Origin of the sequence: Aureimonas sp. AU22 (assembly GCF_001463745.1) — a bacterium.
Taxonomy (GTDB): Bacteria; Pseudomonadota; Alphaproteobacteria; order Rhizobiales; family Rhizobiaceae; genus Aureimonas.
In genome coordinates this window covers 204,960-218,542 of record NZ_BBWJ01000004.1, presented here as the reverse complement: position 1 = coordinate 218,542, position 13,583 = coordinate 204,960, and the positions used below count along the sequence as shown (strand labels likewise).

Sequence of the window (13,583 nt, the reverse complement as noted above, 5' to 3'; positions counted from 1 at the left end):
GCGCCGATTCGGTCAGGAGGTCATGGAGCGGTCGGGGACCCAGGTAGCGGAGGGAGGAAGATCGGGAAACCCCTCGTCGAGCACCATGAAGGCCGCGTCCTTCGGGGTGTTGTCGCCCTGTCCCTGGATCGGAACGATGTCCTGCGGGCATGCCGAGAAGGCGACGATGCAGTCCATCTCGGCCTTGAGGATTACGTGGTCACCGGGTCTCGTGACGGTCGGCTTCGTGGCGAGCGTGCGTCCGTCGGGCTGGACGGCGATGTTCATGAAGATGTTGAAGGAGGCGAGGATCGGCTGGGGCGCCTCCAGGCCGATGTCGCGCAGGGCTTCGTGCATGTTGTCCAGGCAGTTGCGATGATACTCGCGAACGCCGAGGCGCTGGTAGCGATGGCAGTCGCAGGCCGCCATGAACGTGTCGTGCACGCCGGGCGAGGTGTCCTCCACCAGGGTGAGGATCGGGTTGCGGCGGTTGGTGACGAAGCTGTCCCCGACAACGGGATTGAGGCGCTGGTTCCAGACGCGCGTCGCTTCCATGGACATGTGCTCGGCAAGATCGCGGGCGTTCCAGGCCCAGCAATCAACGACCTGCGTTCCGTGGATGTTGACGAGCTTCACCGCCTGGCCGGCGCGCAGGCGCGTGGCCTTGCCGTGTCGGGCTGGAACGAGGGTCGGTTGGGGATCGCGCATCGTGTGGTCCTGTGCTGGCGAATGGGTTGAGTTGTCGGTCACTGCGCCGTCGAGAGGGCGTGACGGCTCATCACCTTCTCGAGAAACCTGCGTGAGCGCTCCTCGCGCGGCCTCTCGACGAACTGGCGCGGCGATGCGTCCTCCACGATCTGCCCCTTGTCCATCAGCACGATGCGGTCCGCGACCTCCATCGCGAAGCCGATTTCGTGGGTGACGATGACCATCGTTGTGTGTTCGCGAGCGAGTTCCTGGATGACGGCGAGGACCTCTCCGACCAGTTCCGGGTCGAGGGCACTCGTCGGCTCGTCGAAGAGGATGAGCTCGGGTTGCATGGCCAAGGCGCGGGCGATGGCGACGCGCTGCTGCTGCCCGCCGGAAAGATGGGTGGGATAGTATTTCATCCGCTCCGACAGTCCGACGCGTTCGAGAAGCGTTTCGGCAAGCGAACGTGCGTCACGGGCCTTCATGCCCTTCACGACGCGCGGGCCCTCCATCACGTTCTCGATCGCCGTTCGGTGCGGCCAGAGGTTGAACGACTGGAATACCATGCCGATGCGCTGGCGCTGTTCCTGAAGCCGGCGATGTTCCAACGGCACGGCGCCGCCGCCGGCCGATTCCCGTTCGCCGAAGAGTTCGCCGCTGAGGTAGATGTGTCCGGAGGTGGCGGGCGAGAGGCGGTTGATGCAGCGCAGGAACGTCGACTTGCCGGAGCCCGAAGGGCCGAGAATGCACACGACTTCACCCGGCATGACCTTCAGGTCGATGCCGGACAGCACCTGATGGCCGTCGAAGGTCTTGGTGATGGCTTCGGCGTGCAGGGCGGGAATGGTCATCGGCTACGTCCTTCGGACAGTGCGGGCGTACCGCGGCGGAAGCGTGTGGCACGGTGCTCCAGGAGGCGGGCGAGGCTTTCGAGCGCGATGCTGATGGCCCAGTAGAGAAGGGCTGCGACGAGGTAGACCTCGAAGGGGGCGTAGGTTCGCGACACCGCCTGTTTGGTGGCGAAGGTCAGCTCTCCCACCGAGATCACCGACAGAAGCGCCGTCTCCTTCATCAGGCCGATCAGGAGTCCGCAAAGAACGGGAAGCGCGATGGGCAGCGCCTGCGGCAGGACGATCCTCACCAGGCGCTGAACCGGCGTCATGCCGACCACGAGCCCCGCTTCGGTCTGGCCGGGGGGAACGGCCGCCAGCGCGCCGGTCAGGGCGACGGCGACATAGGCCGAGAAATAGCCGGCCAGCGCCATGACGCCCGCGGCCTCCGGGGACAGGAGAAGGCCGAGATTGGGCAGGACATAGAAGGCGATCAGGATCAGGACGAGGGGTGGGATCCCACGCATTGCTCCGATGAACGCGTGGGCAAGGCCACGCAGGAGCGGAAGGCGCGCCGACGAGAGCAGCGCCAGAACCGCGCCGCCGGCCAGCGCCAGCAGGCCGGTGGCGATGCTGAGCCGCACCGTCATCCAGGCGCCACGTGCAAGAAGGGGAACCGTTGCAAGAACCAGCGACCAGTCGAGCGACATGGGGTTCCTCAACCGATCGCCGTGCGTCGCTCGATGGCGCGCGCGGTTTGGACCAGGGCCTGGCTGGCGACGAGATAGCCGACGGCGACCGCCAGCAGCACCTCGGTCGGTTCGAATGTCCGCGCGATGACGATCTGGCCGGCGAAGGTCAGCTCCGTCACGGCCACGACCGAGGCCAAGGGTGTCGTCTTGAGAAGCAGGGTCATCTCGTTGATCAGGGAGGGCAGGGCGATGCGCACGGCCTGCGGCAGCAGGACCCGTCGCCAGAGCGCGACGCTGCGCATGCCGATCGCGTCCGCAGCCTCCCGCTGGCCGGCCGGGATCGAAAGGAGCGCGCCCCGCATGATCTCGGCGACATAGGCGCCCGAGTTCAGCCCGAGCGTGAGGCTCGCAGCCAGGAACGGCGGCAGATGGACGCCAAGGAGCGGCAACGCGAAGAAGACAAGGAAGAGCTGAACCAGAGCCGGCGTGCCTCGCATGAAGCTTACATAGACCCGAGCCGTCCACCGCGAGGCGGTCGAACCCGAGAGCAGGGCACAGACGACGACACCCCCGACGACCCAGCTCAGCAGGGCCGAGCAGGCAGTCAGAGCCAGCGTCGTCGCCGCGCCCTGTGCGAGTTCCGGTAAGGCCGCGACAAGTCTCGCCGGCTCCAGCATCGTCAGCCCCTCCGGAGCTCGTTGTGCACCTCGACACGGATCGGGCCGTTGCCTTGCTCGGTGCCGAGATCGCTGCGACAGGCGCCGACGAAGACGGTGCAGTCGATCAGCACGCGAAAGGTGACGTGTCCGGACGCTGCGTGCGCTACGGGGTTGGGTCGAATTCCCCCGTCGGTTCCGATGCCGACATGGAGGAACAGGTTGACGGGGTCGGGCAACTTGATCGGGTCGAGCCCGCGCGTCGCGACAGCTGCCGAGAACGCCTCGCGCGCACCCGTATGGGGACCAAGGCCCGCCTCGCGGAGGCTTCGGTCTGTGGAAGCCGGGAGCAGGAGGTCGTGCGCGCGCACGGTGTCCTTGCCGAGCACCATGATTGGCCGCCGCCGGTTGGTGACGAGACGCATGCCGAGGCCAAGCAGATAGGAGTTGCTGAACACCCTCGTGTGATGGGGCGACAGGAATTCGCCGAGGTCGGCCTTCGTAAACGCGTAGAGCTGGGCGGTACGGCCGCCGAGTTCGTCGGTGACGGTGAGAAGCTGTCCCTGGAACGCGTCGCAGGCGACGACCTGTCCATCCGCGACCGTCCAGCGGCCCTCGGGCGGGGCGATGCCCGTTTCGGGCGACTTCATCAACAGCATTGCAGTGCCTCGATCTGGCTGGCGTCAGGGCGCGCTTCGGTCACGGCTACGCGCATGTCGGTGACCAGGAGCCCGTTTCCGGGGATGATGTCCTGCGGGCAGGGAGAGATCGCGCAGACGACGTCCATGAGCGCCTTGAGGATCAGGTGGTCGCCGGACCGGCTGACGGTGTCGGTGACGGCCATGCGCCCGTCGGGGCTCACCGGGCCGTTCTGGAAGAAGTTGAACGGTTCCGGCACTTGCAGGATGTCGATGCCGTAGGCCTGGAGCGGCTCGAACATGTTTTCGAGGCAGTTGCGGTGTCCGGGCACCCCGAAGTCGACGGCGTAGCGGGTCGGGTCGCAGGCCGGGACGTTGGCGTCGTGGATGCCGACCGTGTCCTTCACGACCTCGAACATCGGATTTCCCTCCGACGACATCAGGAAGTCCCCTTCCTTGAAGTAGATCGAGAGGTTGCGGCGACGGGTGTGGACCGGCGACAGCACCTCCCCGAGGTCGGCGCGATTCAACGCGACGAAATCTCCTGCCTGCTCCCCCTTCAGGTCGACGATGGTGATGAACTGGCCGGCCGTGGCTTCGAACCCGCGGCCGAAACCACCGGGAACGAGCATGCCGTCCGGGCCCATGCCGGAATGGCTATGGCGATTGCACATGGTGTCTTCTCTGCTTTCGGATGGAACGGGAGGAGGATGCGAGACCCCCTTTTCCCGTTACTTCGCGGTCGGGACGAAGTCGGCTTCGGGAAGGTCGAAGGCGATGCCGAGGAACTGCTCCTGGAGCGCCTTCATCTCGCCGGAAGCCTTCAGCTTGCGCAGTTCCGCGTTCAACGCGTCCGTCAGGGCGGTGTCGTCCTTTCGCGCTCCCCAGGCGATGTAGTCGGTGGCTCCGAGTTCGCCTGCGAGTTCGAACTGGCCGGGGCGCTCCTTCATGATCTGGGCGAGCACGCTCATGTCGTCGACGATGAAGTCGGCGCGACGGGTGCCGAGGGCCGTCACGGTCTGCTCCGTCGTTTCGACGCTGACGATGTTCAGCGGTGCGCTGCCCTTCGTCTCGAGTTCCTGGCTGGCTTCCTGAACGACCCGCTCCGGTGTGCTCGTCTGCTTCACGGCGACCGTCAGGCCTGCGAGGGCTCCGGGTTTATCGCCGTCGACCTTCGTGTCGCCGACCCGCCGCAGGATGCCGTTCACCGACTGGCTGACCGGGATCGTATAGGAGATGCGTTCGGCGCGTTCCGCCGTGACGTTCAGGGCCGTTGCCGTGAAGTCGAACGAACCGGCGACGAGACCGGGAATGATGCCGCTGAACGCCATCGTACGGTACTCGACCTCGACGCCCATGTTCGCCGCGATCTTCGACAGAAGAGACGGGTCGTAACCGGTGATCGCTCCGCTTGCGTCGGTGAACTCATACGGAGCGAAGGTGGGATCGAGGCCTACGATCATCTTGCCGCGCGCTTTTATGTCGTCGAGTGCATCGGCCGATGCAGGCGATGCGGCCAGGCAGAAGAGGGCGGCCGCAAGCGACGCTGTCGCCCAGCATTTTTTGCGAAGATTGTCCGTCATCATGATGCACATTCCCACAGCGTAAAGGAAACCCGAGTTTCAATCCGCGGAAAATGAAACTGGGGTTTCATCCTCGCGGAAAACGAAAGGGCCATGGGCCCTGAAACTGTTCAAGCAAGTGTCGTGCCAGAACCGAAGCCCATGTCGCCCGTCGTCTTGCGGCCGGTTGTGCCTCAATTGGCACCGTGCGGGGCAGCGCCTGCTGAAATTGCGGGCGGTTTCCCTTGTTCGGTGAGCGGAAGACCAGCAGCTTCCCGTCAGAGCGGCCTCAGTCGCGGAGCGGTGACGTCGATGCGAGCGTCAGCCGTCCGGTATCCGTGGGCGAAACCGGAAGCGCGCATCGCTTCCATGCCTTCATTCGCCAAGGGGTTTGACGTTTTCAGGTTCCCCGTTGCCGCTTCGTTCGAAAACGGCGACCACCGAGAGCGCTTCGTTGCGGCCGCGTACGGTGTGGGTGCCGAGATCGTGGACTTCGAGGCAGGCGGGAAGCCGATCGATCCGCTCTATAAGATTCGCGGACGCGATGACCGGAACATCGAGCGCCTTGGACAAGGCCTCCAGGCGGGCTGTCGTGTTCACGACGTCACCGAAATAGGTGATCTTGTGCGGTTCGAGGCCGATTTCGGCGGTCACCACCGGTCCGCAATGAAGAGCTGCGCGAAAGCGCGGCAGGGCGCCATGATCGGCCTCCCAGGACGCGGCGTCCTGCGCGAGCACGGATGCGAAGTCGAAGACGCACCGAAGGCAAGCGCCATCGTGCGTTCCGCGCCCGATCGTCCAGGTGACGAGCGCCATATCGCCGATATAGTCGTCGATCGCCCCCCCGGATCGCCGGACGGGGGCGGCAAGGGCGTCGAAGATCCGTCCGAGCCAGACCTGCGTGGCCAGATCGCCGTTCCTTTCGGCAAAGTTCGTGGACCCGACGATGTCGAGAAACAGGAAGACGCGCTCCTCCCGGATCGGACGGTGATAGAGGCCGAGCAGGAGGTTGGAGAAGACTTTCGGTCCGATGAGATCCCGGATCCGGAAGATGAGAATGACCACGAGCGACGCGACGATCGAATAGGCGAAGCCGGACTGCGTCATCACCATCGCGGCGCGCGCGCTTTCCATGACGCCCAGCCCATGATGCAGCGCCAATCCGGCCGCCATGTTGGCGGCGGCGATCATCGAGGCGTAGGTGACGAGTGTGGCCCCGGCGAAGAGCGGGGTCGCCAGACGGCGGATGCGGTTTCGCCAGGCCGGCAGCAGAAGCCCGCGTTCGTAGAAGAGGATCAGCGAACCCACGCAGGCACCCCGCACGAGGGATCCGACGAACGTTCCGGCCTGCTCGAAGACAGACCAGTAGATGAGCCCTGCCAGGGCCCCGATCGCTGGAGCGATCAGAAGGAACCATAGGTGATGTCGTCGCATCGACATGTCCCGAGCTGATCGCACCGGCGGCATCGACTGGCCGCGGCCCTCGCCCCGCCAGACGAGCGATCCGGCACCGCATGATGGCGCGGATGAGGCCACCCGTACCAGTGGCCTCGTGGCGGCGCCTCCGCGGTCGAGCGACGGCGTTCGCCGGTTCATACCAGGGTGATCGATGCGAGGGCCGTTTCCGACCCGACGACTCGCCCGGAATCATAGGAACCGACGCCCCGCGAGATAGCCGAAGGCTGCCGTGATCCCCATGGCGAGCGTGTACCAGGTGGCGACGAACAGCGGACTGTCGTCGGGGCAATGGGTGGCATAGAAGGCCGCCGCCATGGCTCCGGACGCGACGCCCGCCGCCGCGCCCGCCAGTCCGGGGCGCGACGGCATTCCCTGGCGAAGCGCCGCGATGAAGCAGACAAGCGGACCGATCGCGATCGCCGGGATGAAGAACAGGCAGTAGCGCGCGTTCGTGCCGACGAGGCGGCTCGCCCATTCCGCCGGAGGCGACATCGCCAGTTCGACGCCGACGCCGGTCGCCACCACGGCGGCGACGCCGCCCAGAAGCCATGGCCAGGCCCCGAGCGGGGCCGCCGGTCGGCCGATGCGGTCGAGCAGGCCGATCATGGCGACGGCCAGCGGGAGCGTGACGATGAACTTGAAGAGGACGCGGGCGGTGCGCAACACGGCTTCGAGGTCGGGCCGTGGATGCAGCATGGCGAAGTAGGAGATCGCAGCCGCCAGAATGCCGGCGGCGGCGGCCTGGACAATGACCCGGCCGAAACGGACCCGAACCTTCGCGTCCTTCGACAACATGCGGATGAGCCGGTCCGTCCCGATGGACGGCTTTTGACCGCGATCGTCGTCCGGCATCATGTCATTCCTCCGCGATAGAGCATCGCAAGGCTCTTCAACGCCCGGTGAAGCGCGACGCGCACCGCGCCTTCCGTCATCGACAGGCGCTCGGCCGTGTCGCGGACGCTGGTCCCGTCGAGCGAGACGGCCTGGACGATATCGCGCTGGACGGGTTTCAGGCTGCCGAGCATTCGATCGACGTCATGCTCGTCCATCGACGTCGTCTGGCGCTCGTCCGGGACGAGGTCGACCACGTCCTCGATCGGGACATGGATGCGATGTCCGCGCCGCCGCAGGGCGTCGACGAGCTTGTTGCGCGCGATCGCCGAGATCCACGGCCCGATCGGGCGCTGGGGATCCCACGTGCCGCGCTTCAGGTGGATGGCGAGGAGCGCCTCCTGGACGACGTCCTCCAGATCCTGGTTGCCTGCGCCGAAGGCGGACAGGCGCCCCCGCACGAGCATCCTGAGGTGCGGCGTCACGGCCTCGAGGAAGCGGCGGTAGGAAGGCTCGTCACCCTCCAGCGCCGCCGCCATCCAGGCCGACCAGTCCTCTTCGCGCGAGCGCATCGTCAAGGGATCGCGTCCCGTTCTTCCGGCCGACCCTGTGCGGGGGCTCTCAGTTGGATGCCGTCCCGGTCCCCGAGGTCAGCACGGGTTCACCGCGGAAGCGCTCGGGGAAGAGGCGTTCGAGATCGCCGATCTTCGGAAGGTCGTTCGCGACGATGTAGGGGGCGTCCGGGTGCCTCGCGAGGTAGTCCTGGTGGTAGCCCTCGGCGGCGTAGAAGGCCTTGCCCGTCTCGATCGTGGTGGCGATCGGCCGGCCGTAGATCTTCGCCTCGCCGAGCTGCTTCACGTAGGCCGCCGCGATCCGGCGCTACGCCGCATCGACGGGGAAGATCGCCGAGCGATACTGCGTGCCTCTGTCGGGGCCCTGACGGTTCAGCTCCGTCGGGTCGTGCGCGACGGAGAAGTAGATGCGAAGGATCTCGCCGTAGGTGATGACGGCGGGATCGAACGTAACCTCCACTGCCTCCGCGTGACCGGTCAGGCCACTGCCGACGGCTTCGTAACGCGCCGTCGACCGCTCGCCGCCGGCATATCCGGACACCGCGCTCGTGACCCCCTTCACATGCTGGAACACGCCCTGAACGCCCCAGAAGCAACCGCCGGCAAGGACCGCTCGATTCACCGCGGTTTCAGCTTTCAGGATCGGTGCCGGCGTGCGCCGGCTGGCCTCGATCGCGTCGGCCGAGCCGGCGGCGGCAAAGAGCGAGGCGGCAAGGCCGCCGAGGGCGACGAGCGCGAGGATGCAGCGGCTCATGGAGTGGATCCTTTCGGTGCAGGCGATGTCGCCGTTCAGGCGGAGGCCGGGCGGAAGTGCAGGGCGATGCCGTTCATGCAGTATCGAAGGCCCGTCGGCTTCGGGCCGTCGTCGAAGACATGACCGAGATGGCCACCGCAACGGCTGCATTCGACCGCGTCGCGCACCATGCCGAAGCTGGTGTCGCGCTGCGTGAGGACGCTGCCGGGCAAAGGTTGCCAGAAGCTCGGCCATCCCGTGCCGCTTTCGAACTTGGTATGCGAGGCGAAGAGGTCGCGCTCGCACCCGGCGCAGGTGAAGGTTCCCGTCCGCACCTCGTGAAGAAGATCGCTGGTGAAGGGGCGCTCCGTGCCGGACCGGCGCATCACCTCGTAGACGTCGCCGCGCAGGAGCTTGCGCCATTCGGCATCGGTGCGGGTGATCTCGAAGCGGCCGGCGCCAGCCGCGATCGCCGAGCCGAAGCGTCCGAGACCAGCTCCCGCCAGGAGCGCCGTCATTCCTGTTCGCAGAAGCGATCGCCGCGTCGTCATGATGGGGTTCCTTCCCGTTCCATCGAACGAGCTACGGAACGAGCCAGCGCTTCGTTACATGCCGATGCGGTTTTTTCGGGGAGTTTGCGCAGATCAGATCCCGGCATACCAGTCGTAGCCGATCGCATCCTCCCAGTAGCCCCCTTTGCCCCCACCGATGCCGGCAAGGCTGGCGACGATCTCGAGCCGCATCACGTACTTGGCCTGCTTGTATCCGAGCTGGCGCTCGACGCGAAGGCGCAACGGTGCGCCGTGGCCGATCGGCAGCGGGGCTCCGTTCATAGCGTAGGCAAGGATCGTCTGCGGATGATGCGCCTCGGCAAGGTCGATGCTCTCGTAGTAGGGGGAGCCGTCGAAATCGTCGGCGCAGTGGAAGACGACGTAGCGCGCGGCCGGCCGCAGCCCGGCCTCGCCGAGGAGCCGCCCGAGCGGCACGCCCGTCCACTGACCGATGGCGCTCCAGCCCTCGACGCAGTCATGCCGCGTGATCTGGGTTCGCGAGGGCATCGCCATGATCTCGGCGAGGCTGAAGCGCCTGGGTTGTTCGACCAGCCCGTCTATGGCGAGCGACCAGCCTTTGAAGCCGCCGTTCGCAAGCGCTCGATAGATCGGGCTCGAGGGCATGGTGTTGCCGTTGGTGCGGAAGACGGGCGACATCTCGGCCGCCTCGAACTCCGGGGCGAGGACGTCGCCGCCGAGCAGCCGATGCACGCGCCGAGCGAGGCCGTCGGCGGAGCCGAGCGCCTCGGAGACGGCCGGAGACTGCGCGAGGCCGAAGACGTCGCAGCCGGTCAGGACGAGCGGGGCGCCGCCGGCGAGGATGCCCGTCATGAAGCCGCGGCGCGTGGGTCTGAGAACCATCGGGCTATTCCTTCGGGAGACGGTAGCGCCCGGTGATCATCGAGCGCACCTCGTTGATCGGGCCCGCGAGGACGACCATCGCGACATGGACGAGGATGAAAGCGACGACGAATGCCGCCGCGATGAAATGGATGGAGCGCGCGGACTGCCGTCCGCCGAAGAGATCGAGAAGCCAGGGCCAGGTGGCGTTCATCGCGGGGGACATGGTCAGGCCCGTCAGCACGATCGCCGGCAGGAGGACCAGGAGAACGCCGCAATAGGCCAGCTTCTGCAGGACGTTGTAGCGCCGGGCGGCCTCGCCCTTGGGAAAGCGAAGTCGCGCATGCTGGCCGATGTCGCGAAGGATGTGCGCGGGAGCGAGTTCCGCTCGCGTCGGCAGGAGATCGCGTGTCAGGTGCCGGGCCGCGAGACTCCAGAGCCCGTAGAGCAGAAGACCGCCTGCGAAGATCCAGGCGAAGAAGAGGTGCCAGTGTCGCGCGACCGCGAGGTTGTAGCTCGACGGGATCGTCGCCCAGTAGGGAAAGGCGCGGGTGACCTCGCCGCCCGCGGCGTTCGTCCAGCGCCCGAGCACGCCGGTGGTCTCGACGGAGAGACTGCCGATGCGAAGATAGCCGCCGTCATCCGTCGCCCCGATCTGCAGCCACGCCTGGTCCGGGTTCGCCCCATAGGCGCCCCAGTAGAGGCGGGGATGGGCGTTGAAGATGGTGAGCCCGCTCATCAGCATGACGAGGAGCGTCACGACGTTGACCCAATGCCAGAGGCGGGTCGGCCAGCGGTGCCGCAAAACGATGGTCGGCGGCTCCTGCCGCGCTCTGGCGGCGGCTCCCTGCTCGATGTGCGATCCGGTGTCGGTCATGGCCCGCCCCTGTCTCGTGATGAAGCGCCCGGACGCAGCCGCCCGGGCGCTCGGATCGAAGCGCCTACTTCGTCTTCGGCTTCGCGGGGGCCGGGGCCATCGCATCGGGAGCCATGGCGTCGGCCTTCATGGCGTCCGGAGCCATGGCGTCGGGCTTCATCGCGTCGGCGTTCATGGCATCGGCGGGCTTCATCGCATCGGGGGCCATCGCATCGGGGGCCATGGCGTCGGCCTTCATCGCATCCGGCGTCATGGCATCGGGTTTCATGGTGTCTTCCGCATGCGGCTTCATGGCATCCTCAGCGAACGCCGCCGGCACGAGACCGGCCGTGACCGCGAACAGGACGGCGCCGAGCGGCAGAGCGCTGCGAACGAGGGAATGGATCATGCGTTTCTCCGGGGATGGGGAAGCGGACCCCGTGGGGCGCTTCCGGTTGAGCCGGCCATCGGACGCGGCATGGAAGGGGCGCACTTCGTCGAGGCCGCGCGGATCACGCCGCGCCGCTCGAGTGTTTCGATGCGCCCGATGAAAGGGTCAGTCCGTCACGGCCGAGAGGATCGGCCCGCCGGGCTTCTGGACGATGATGGCGGTCCGCAATCCGTCCTCGACGGGCGGGCCCGTGAAGGACATTTCGACGCCGAGCCAGCGGCCGACGTTGCGGATTTCGGTCACGACGTTCGGGACCGGCAAGGTGGTGCCGGCGTTCTCGCCCCGTTCGATCGCGACGGTCTGCACGCCGGGCTTGTAGCGGACGAACCAGACATCGGCGCCGGACGCCGGAGCCATGCCGCGGCCGATCCTGACGACGTTCATCGTAATGTCGATCGGCACCACGGCGGGTGGCTTGGCCTGGCCGATCATCGACCGCAACGGATCCAGCCTGTTGCCCACGGTGTCGCCGGCGCCGTTGACGACCACTTGCGGCGTGAACGGCCCGTCTCGCCCGAGGCCTGCCTCGTAGTCGCGCTGGCGCGCCGTGAAGGCCTCCGACCCGAACGTGTCCTTCCAGCCGAGGTGATCCCAGTAGGTGACGCTGAAGCTGAGGGGCAGGACGTCGGGCGCCTTCATCACCGCCATGACGTTGCGGTTCGCCGGCGGCACGGAACTGCATCCCTGACTGGTGAAGAGTTCCACGACGGTGACGGGACGGCTGGCAGCCATCGCGGGAAGAGCCATGAGACCCGCACCCAGAAGTGTCGCCAGCTTGACGAACGCTTGGCTCCCTGGCCACGGCCACGTCGTATGTGTGGATGACGTCATCGGACTCTCCCCGACGATCGCTGTGTCACCGGCGGTGACGGCGGCGTCTGGAGTGTCTACGCGGCGACACCGCCCGACGTTACAGCGGACCGTAAAAGATCGCAGCGTCCGCGGACCATGCTCGCGAGGTGCGGATGCCCAGACGCCGACGGGCCGCGACGGACGGGGACCCTCGAGCCTCGGTCAGGCCGTTGCGTTCACAGCCTTTTCCACGGGGCAGTCGACGCAGACGTCCGCGTCACACAGGCGGCATACGGCATAGGCGTGCCGAGCGTCCTCGACGAACGCCGCAAGCAGCTTCTCGGTGAGCCGGGAAAACGTCTCGAGCTCCGCCGGATCCAGAACCGCCAGCGCTCGTGCCAGGCGATCCCCGCGGGCTTCGAGGATACGCGTGCAGGTTCGTTCTCCCACATCGGTCAGATGCACGGCGACGGAGCGGCGATCGTGAACGCCGGGACGGCGCTCGACCAGTCCGCTGGCAACCAGTCGGTCGATGAGACGGACGGTTCCGGGATGCGATAGCCCCAGCGCCTGCCGCATTCGCTCGATCGGCATGCCGGGCTCATGGCGGAGCAGCGCGATTGCGGCAGCGGCCTGACCAGGCTCGGGGGCCTCTGCGGCGGTGCCGTGCAGAAGCATGTCGCTGAAGGCCAGAGCCAGGGCTCCGACGATGTTCTCGGTCCGTCGTTCGGTCATGACCTCAAAATATGTGCTTGACGCATAGAGATCAATTCGATCTGATTATATGCGTCACGCATACATCGGAGCGAGCCATGCAACCCCGTCCCCTTTCCGCCTTCGACAACGCGTTTCTCGCGCTCGAACGCCGAGCACCTGCGCCTCGGATTGTAGCCGTCGGGCGAGCGATTGGGTTGGCGGGGCTCGTTCTGCCACTCTTCCTGATCGGCATCGTGAAGTTCACCCCGTTCGAGGTCGAGGCGCTGCGCCCCCTCATCACCGCGACGCCCTGGCTTGCATGGCTTTACGTCGTCTTCGGCGCGACGGGCACGTCGGCGCTGCTGGGCTTGGTCGAGATCGCCACCGCCGGTCTCCTGGTTCTCTCGATCCGGTCGCCGCGGGCCGGGATCGTCGGCGGTGCGCTGGCCGCGCTGACCTTCGTCACGACCGTATCCATTCTCCTCACCGTTCCGATCTGGGAGGACACGGTCGGTGGCTTTCCCTGGATCAACGCGACCGGCCAGTTCCTGATCAAGGATATCGGGCTGCTCGGACTAAGTCTTGGGGTCTTCGGTGACAGCCTGGCGCGGCTTCAAACGAATGGCGTGGCGACGAACGCAGCCGATCTCTAGGCATCCGCTCTCGTGGGCCCGATCAGTTCGAAGAGGACCAAGACCCGGTCGCAGGCGCCGAAGGTTGCTGGTCGCCGTGCGAGCCAGCGCCGCTGATCGATTT

The 13,583-nt window shown here is 66.6% G+C and carries 17 protein-coding genes and 1 pseudogene; 1 reads left to right on the top strand and 17 read right to left on the bottom strand.

Features of this window, described 5'->3' with window-relative positions; genetic code table 11:
• Positions 1 to 12: 12 nt before the first annotated feature.
• The 17 genes and pseudogenes from AUL34_RS01515 to AUL34_RS01435 form a co-directional block, all read right to left on the bottom strand.
• On the bottom strand, positions 13 to 687 hold the full coding sequence (locus AUL34_RS01515; protein ID WP_061930066.1) for a DUF1989 domain-containing protein: 675 nt from the start codon (positions 685 to 687) through the stop codon (positions 13 to 15).
• A 38-nt stretch (positions 688 to 725) separates the two neighbouring features.
• A complete protein-coding gene (locus AUL34_RS01510) occupies positions 726 to 1,520 on the bottom strand; it encodes an amino acid ABC transporter ATP-binding protein (protein WP_061930063.1) in 795 nt (264 codons plus the stop codon).
• Positions 1,517 to 2,209, bottom strand: coding sequence for an amino acid ABC transporter permease (locus AUL34_RS01505; protein ID WP_061930060.1), 693 nt, complete (start codon positions 2,207 to 2,209; stop codon positions 1,517 to 1,519). The genes AUL34_RS01510 and AUL34_RS01505 overlap by 4 nt, the downstream gene beginning before the upstream one ends.
• An 8-nt stretch (positions 2,210 to 2,217) precedes the next feature.
• On the bottom strand, positions 2,218 to 2,868 hold the full coding sequence (locus AUL34_RS01500) for an amino acid ABC transporter permease (RefSeq protein ID WP_061930057.1): 651 nt from the start codon (positions 2,866 to 2,868) through the stop codon (positions 2,218 to 2,220).
• A 2-nt stretch (positions 2,869 to 2,870) separates the two neighbouring features.
• Positions 2,871 to 3,506 carry an urea carboxylase-associated family protein gene (locus AUL34_RS01495; protein WP_061930056.1) on the bottom strand — a complete coding sequence of 212 codons (636 nt, stop codon included), beginning with the start codon at positions 3,504 to 3,506 and terminating at the stop codon, positions 2,871 to 2,873.
• Positions 3,497 to 4,159 (bottom strand): DUF1989 domain-containing protein, encoded by a 663-nt coding sequence (locus tag AUL34_RS01490; RefSeq protein WP_156420726.1) that lies wholly within the window; start codon positions 4,157 to 4,159, stop codon positions 3,497 to 3,499. The genes AUL34_RS01495 and AUL34_RS01490 overlap by 10 nt, the downstream gene beginning before the upstream one ends.
• 57 nt (positions 4,160 to 4,216) lie before the next feature.
• On the bottom strand, positions 4,217 to 5,071 hold the full coding sequence (locus tag AUL34_RS01485) for a transporter substrate-binding domain-containing protein (RefSeq protein ID WP_061930621.1): 855 nt from the start codon (positions 5,069 to 5,071) through the stop codon (positions 4,217 to 4,219).
• 351 nt (positions 5,072 to 5,422) lie between these two features.
• Positions 5,423 to 6,481, bottom strand: a complete 1,059-nt coding sequence (locus AUL34_RS01480) for an adenylate/guanylate cyclase domain-containing protein (RefSeq protein ID WP_156420725.1) — start codon at positions 6,479 to 6,481, stop codon at positions 5,423 to 5,425.
• Positions 6,482 to 6,694: 213 nt separating this feature from the next.
• Complete coding sequence (locus AUL34_RS01475) at positions 6,695 to 7,360, bottom strand: NrsF family protein (RefSeq protein ID WP_244492407.1); 666 nt, start codon at positions 7,358 to 7,360, stop codon at positions 6,695 to 6,697.
• Positions 7,357 to 7,914, bottom strand: a complete 558-nt coding sequence (locus tag AUL34_RS01470) for a sigma-70 family RNA polymerase sigma factor (protein WP_156420724.1) — start codon at positions 7,912 to 7,914, stop codon at positions 7,357 to 7,359. The genes AUL34_RS01475 and AUL34_RS01470 overlap by 4 nt, the downstream gene beginning before the upstream one ends.
• 43 nt (positions 7,915 to 7,957) lie before the next feature.
• Positions 7,958 to 8,662 (bottom strand): annotated as a pseudogene (msrA, locus tag AUL34_RS01465) (peptide-methionine (S)-S-oxide reductase MsrA).
• A gap of 35 nt (positions 8,663 to 8,697) precedes the next feature.
• Positions 8,698 to 9,192 carry a peptide-methionine (R)-S-oxide reductase MsrB gene (gene msrB / locus AUL34_RS01460; protein ID WP_061930051.1) on the bottom strand — a complete coding sequence of 165 codons (495 nt, stop codon included), beginning with the start codon at positions 9,190 to 9,192 and terminating at the stop codon, positions 8,698 to 8,700.
• A 93-nt stretch (positions 9,193 to 9,285) separates the two neighbouring features.
• A complete protein-coding gene (locus tag AUL34_RS01455) occupies positions 9,286 to 10,053 on the bottom strand; it encodes a molybdopterin-dependent oxidoreductase (RefSeq protein WP_061930048.1) in 768 nt (255 codons plus the stop codon).
• 4 nt (positions 10,054 to 10,057) lie between these two features.
• Positions 10,058 to 10,909, bottom strand: coding sequence for a cytochrome b/b6 domain-containing protein (locus AUL34_RS01450; protein ID WP_082653071.1), 852 nt, complete (start codon positions 10,907 to 10,909; stop codon positions 10,058 to 10,060).
• A 64-nt stretch (positions 10,910 to 10,973) separates the two neighbouring features.
• The gene (locus tag AUL34_RS01445; RefSeq protein ID WP_082653070.1) at positions 10,974 to 11,297 is read right to left on the bottom strand and encodes a pentapeptide MXKDX repeat protein; all 324 of its coding nucleotides are present in this window, start codon (positions 11,295 to 11,297) and stop codon (positions 10,974 to 10,976) included.
• Positions 11,298 to 11,444: 147 nt separating this feature from the next.
• Positions 11,445 to 12,170: a thioredoxin family protein gene (locus AUL34_RS01440; RefSeq protein WP_082653069.1), complete on the bottom strand. Its 726-nt coding sequence runs from the start codon at positions 12,168 to 12,170 to the stop codon at positions 11,445 to 11,447.
• A gap of 183 nt (positions 12,171 to 12,353) precedes the next feature.
• The gene (locus AUL34_RS01435; RefSeq protein ID WP_192845667.1) at positions 12,354 to 12,809 is read right to left on the bottom strand and encodes a MarR family winged helix-turn-helix transcriptional regulator; all 456 of its coding nucleotides are present in this window, start codon (positions 12,807 to 12,809) and stop codon (positions 12,354 to 12,356) included.
• 233 nt (positions 12,810 to 13,042) lie between these two features.
• Here AUL34_RS01435 and AUL34_RS01430 point away from each other — a divergent pair, with 233 nt between their 5' ends.
• Positions 13,043 to 13,480 carry a DUF417 family protein gene (locus tag AUL34_RS01430; protein ID WP_244492406.1) on the top strand — a complete coding sequence of 146 codons (438 nt, stop codon included), beginning with the start codon at positions 13,043 to 13,045 and terminating at the stop codon, positions 13,478 to 13,480.
• Positions 13,481 to 13,583: the final 103 nt, after the last annotated feature.

What these genes read in the sequence shown, in the direction of transcription:
- AUL34_RS01515 (WP_061930066.1), bottom strand. Translation starts at nt 687, where the DNA reads ATGCGCGATCCCCAACCGACCCTCGTTCCAGCCCGACACGGCAAGGCC.
- AUL34_RS01510 (WP_061930063.1), bottom strand. Translation starts at nt 1,520, where the DNA reads ATGACCATTCCCGCCCTGCACGCCGAAGCCATCACCAAGACCTTCGAC.
- AUL34_RS01505 (WP_061930060.1), bottom strand. Translation starts at nt 2,209, where the DNA reads ATGTCGCTCGACTGGTCGCTGGTTCTTGCAACGGTTCCCCTTCTTGCA.
- AUL34_RS01500 (WP_061930057.1), bottom strand. Translation starts at nt 2,868, where the DNA reads ATGCTGGAGCCGGCGAGACTTGTCGCGGCCTTACCGGAACTCGCACAG.
- AUL34_RS01495 (WP_061930056.1), bottom strand. Translation starts at nt 3,506, where the DNA reads ATGCTGTTGATGAAGTCGCCCGAAACGGGCATCGCCCCGCCCGAGGGC.
- AUL34_RS01490 (WP_156420726.1), bottom strand. Translation starts at nt 4,159, where the DNA reads ATGTGCAATCGCCATAGCCATTCCGGCATGGGCCCGGACGGCATGCTC.
- AUL34_RS01485 (WP_061930621.1), bottom strand. Translation starts at nt 5,071, where the DNA reads ATGATGACGGACAATCTTCGCAAAAAATGCTGGGCGACAGCGTCGCTT.
- AUL34_RS01480 (WP_156420725.1), bottom strand. Translation starts at nt 6,481, where the DNA reads ATGCGACGACATCACCTATGGTTCCTTCTGATCGCTCCAGCGATCGGG.
- AUL34_RS01475 (WP_244492407.1), bottom strand. Translation starts at nt 7,360, where the DNA reads ATGATGCCGGACGACGATCGCGGTCAAAAGCCGTCCATCGGGACGGAC.
- msrB (WP_061930051.1), bottom strand. Translation starts at nt 9,192, where the DNA reads ATGACGACGCGGCGATCGCTTCTGCGAACAGGAATGACGGCGCTCCTG.
- AUL34_RS01455 (WP_061930048.1), bottom strand. Translation starts at nt 10,053, where the DNA reads ATGGTTCTCAGACCCACGCGCCGCGGCTTCATGACGGGCATCCTCGCC.
- AUL34_RS01450 (WP_082653071.1), bottom strand. Translation starts at nt 10,909, where the DNA reads ATGACCGACACCGGATCGCACATCGAGCAGGGAGCCGCCGCCAGAGCG.
- AUL34_RS01445 (WP_082653070.1), bottom strand. Translation starts at nt 11,297, where the DNA reads ATGATCCATTCCCTCGTTCGCAGCGCTCTGCCGCTCGGCGCCGTCCTG.
- AUL34_RS01440 (WP_082653069.1), bottom strand. Translation starts at nt 12,170, where the DNA reads ATGACGTCATCCACACATACGACGTGGCCGTGGCCAGGGAGCCAAGCG.
- AUL34_RS01435 (WP_192845667.1), bottom strand. Translation starts at nt 12,809, where the DNA reads ATGCTTCTGCACGGCACCGCCGCAGAGGCCCCCGAGCCTGGTCAGGCC.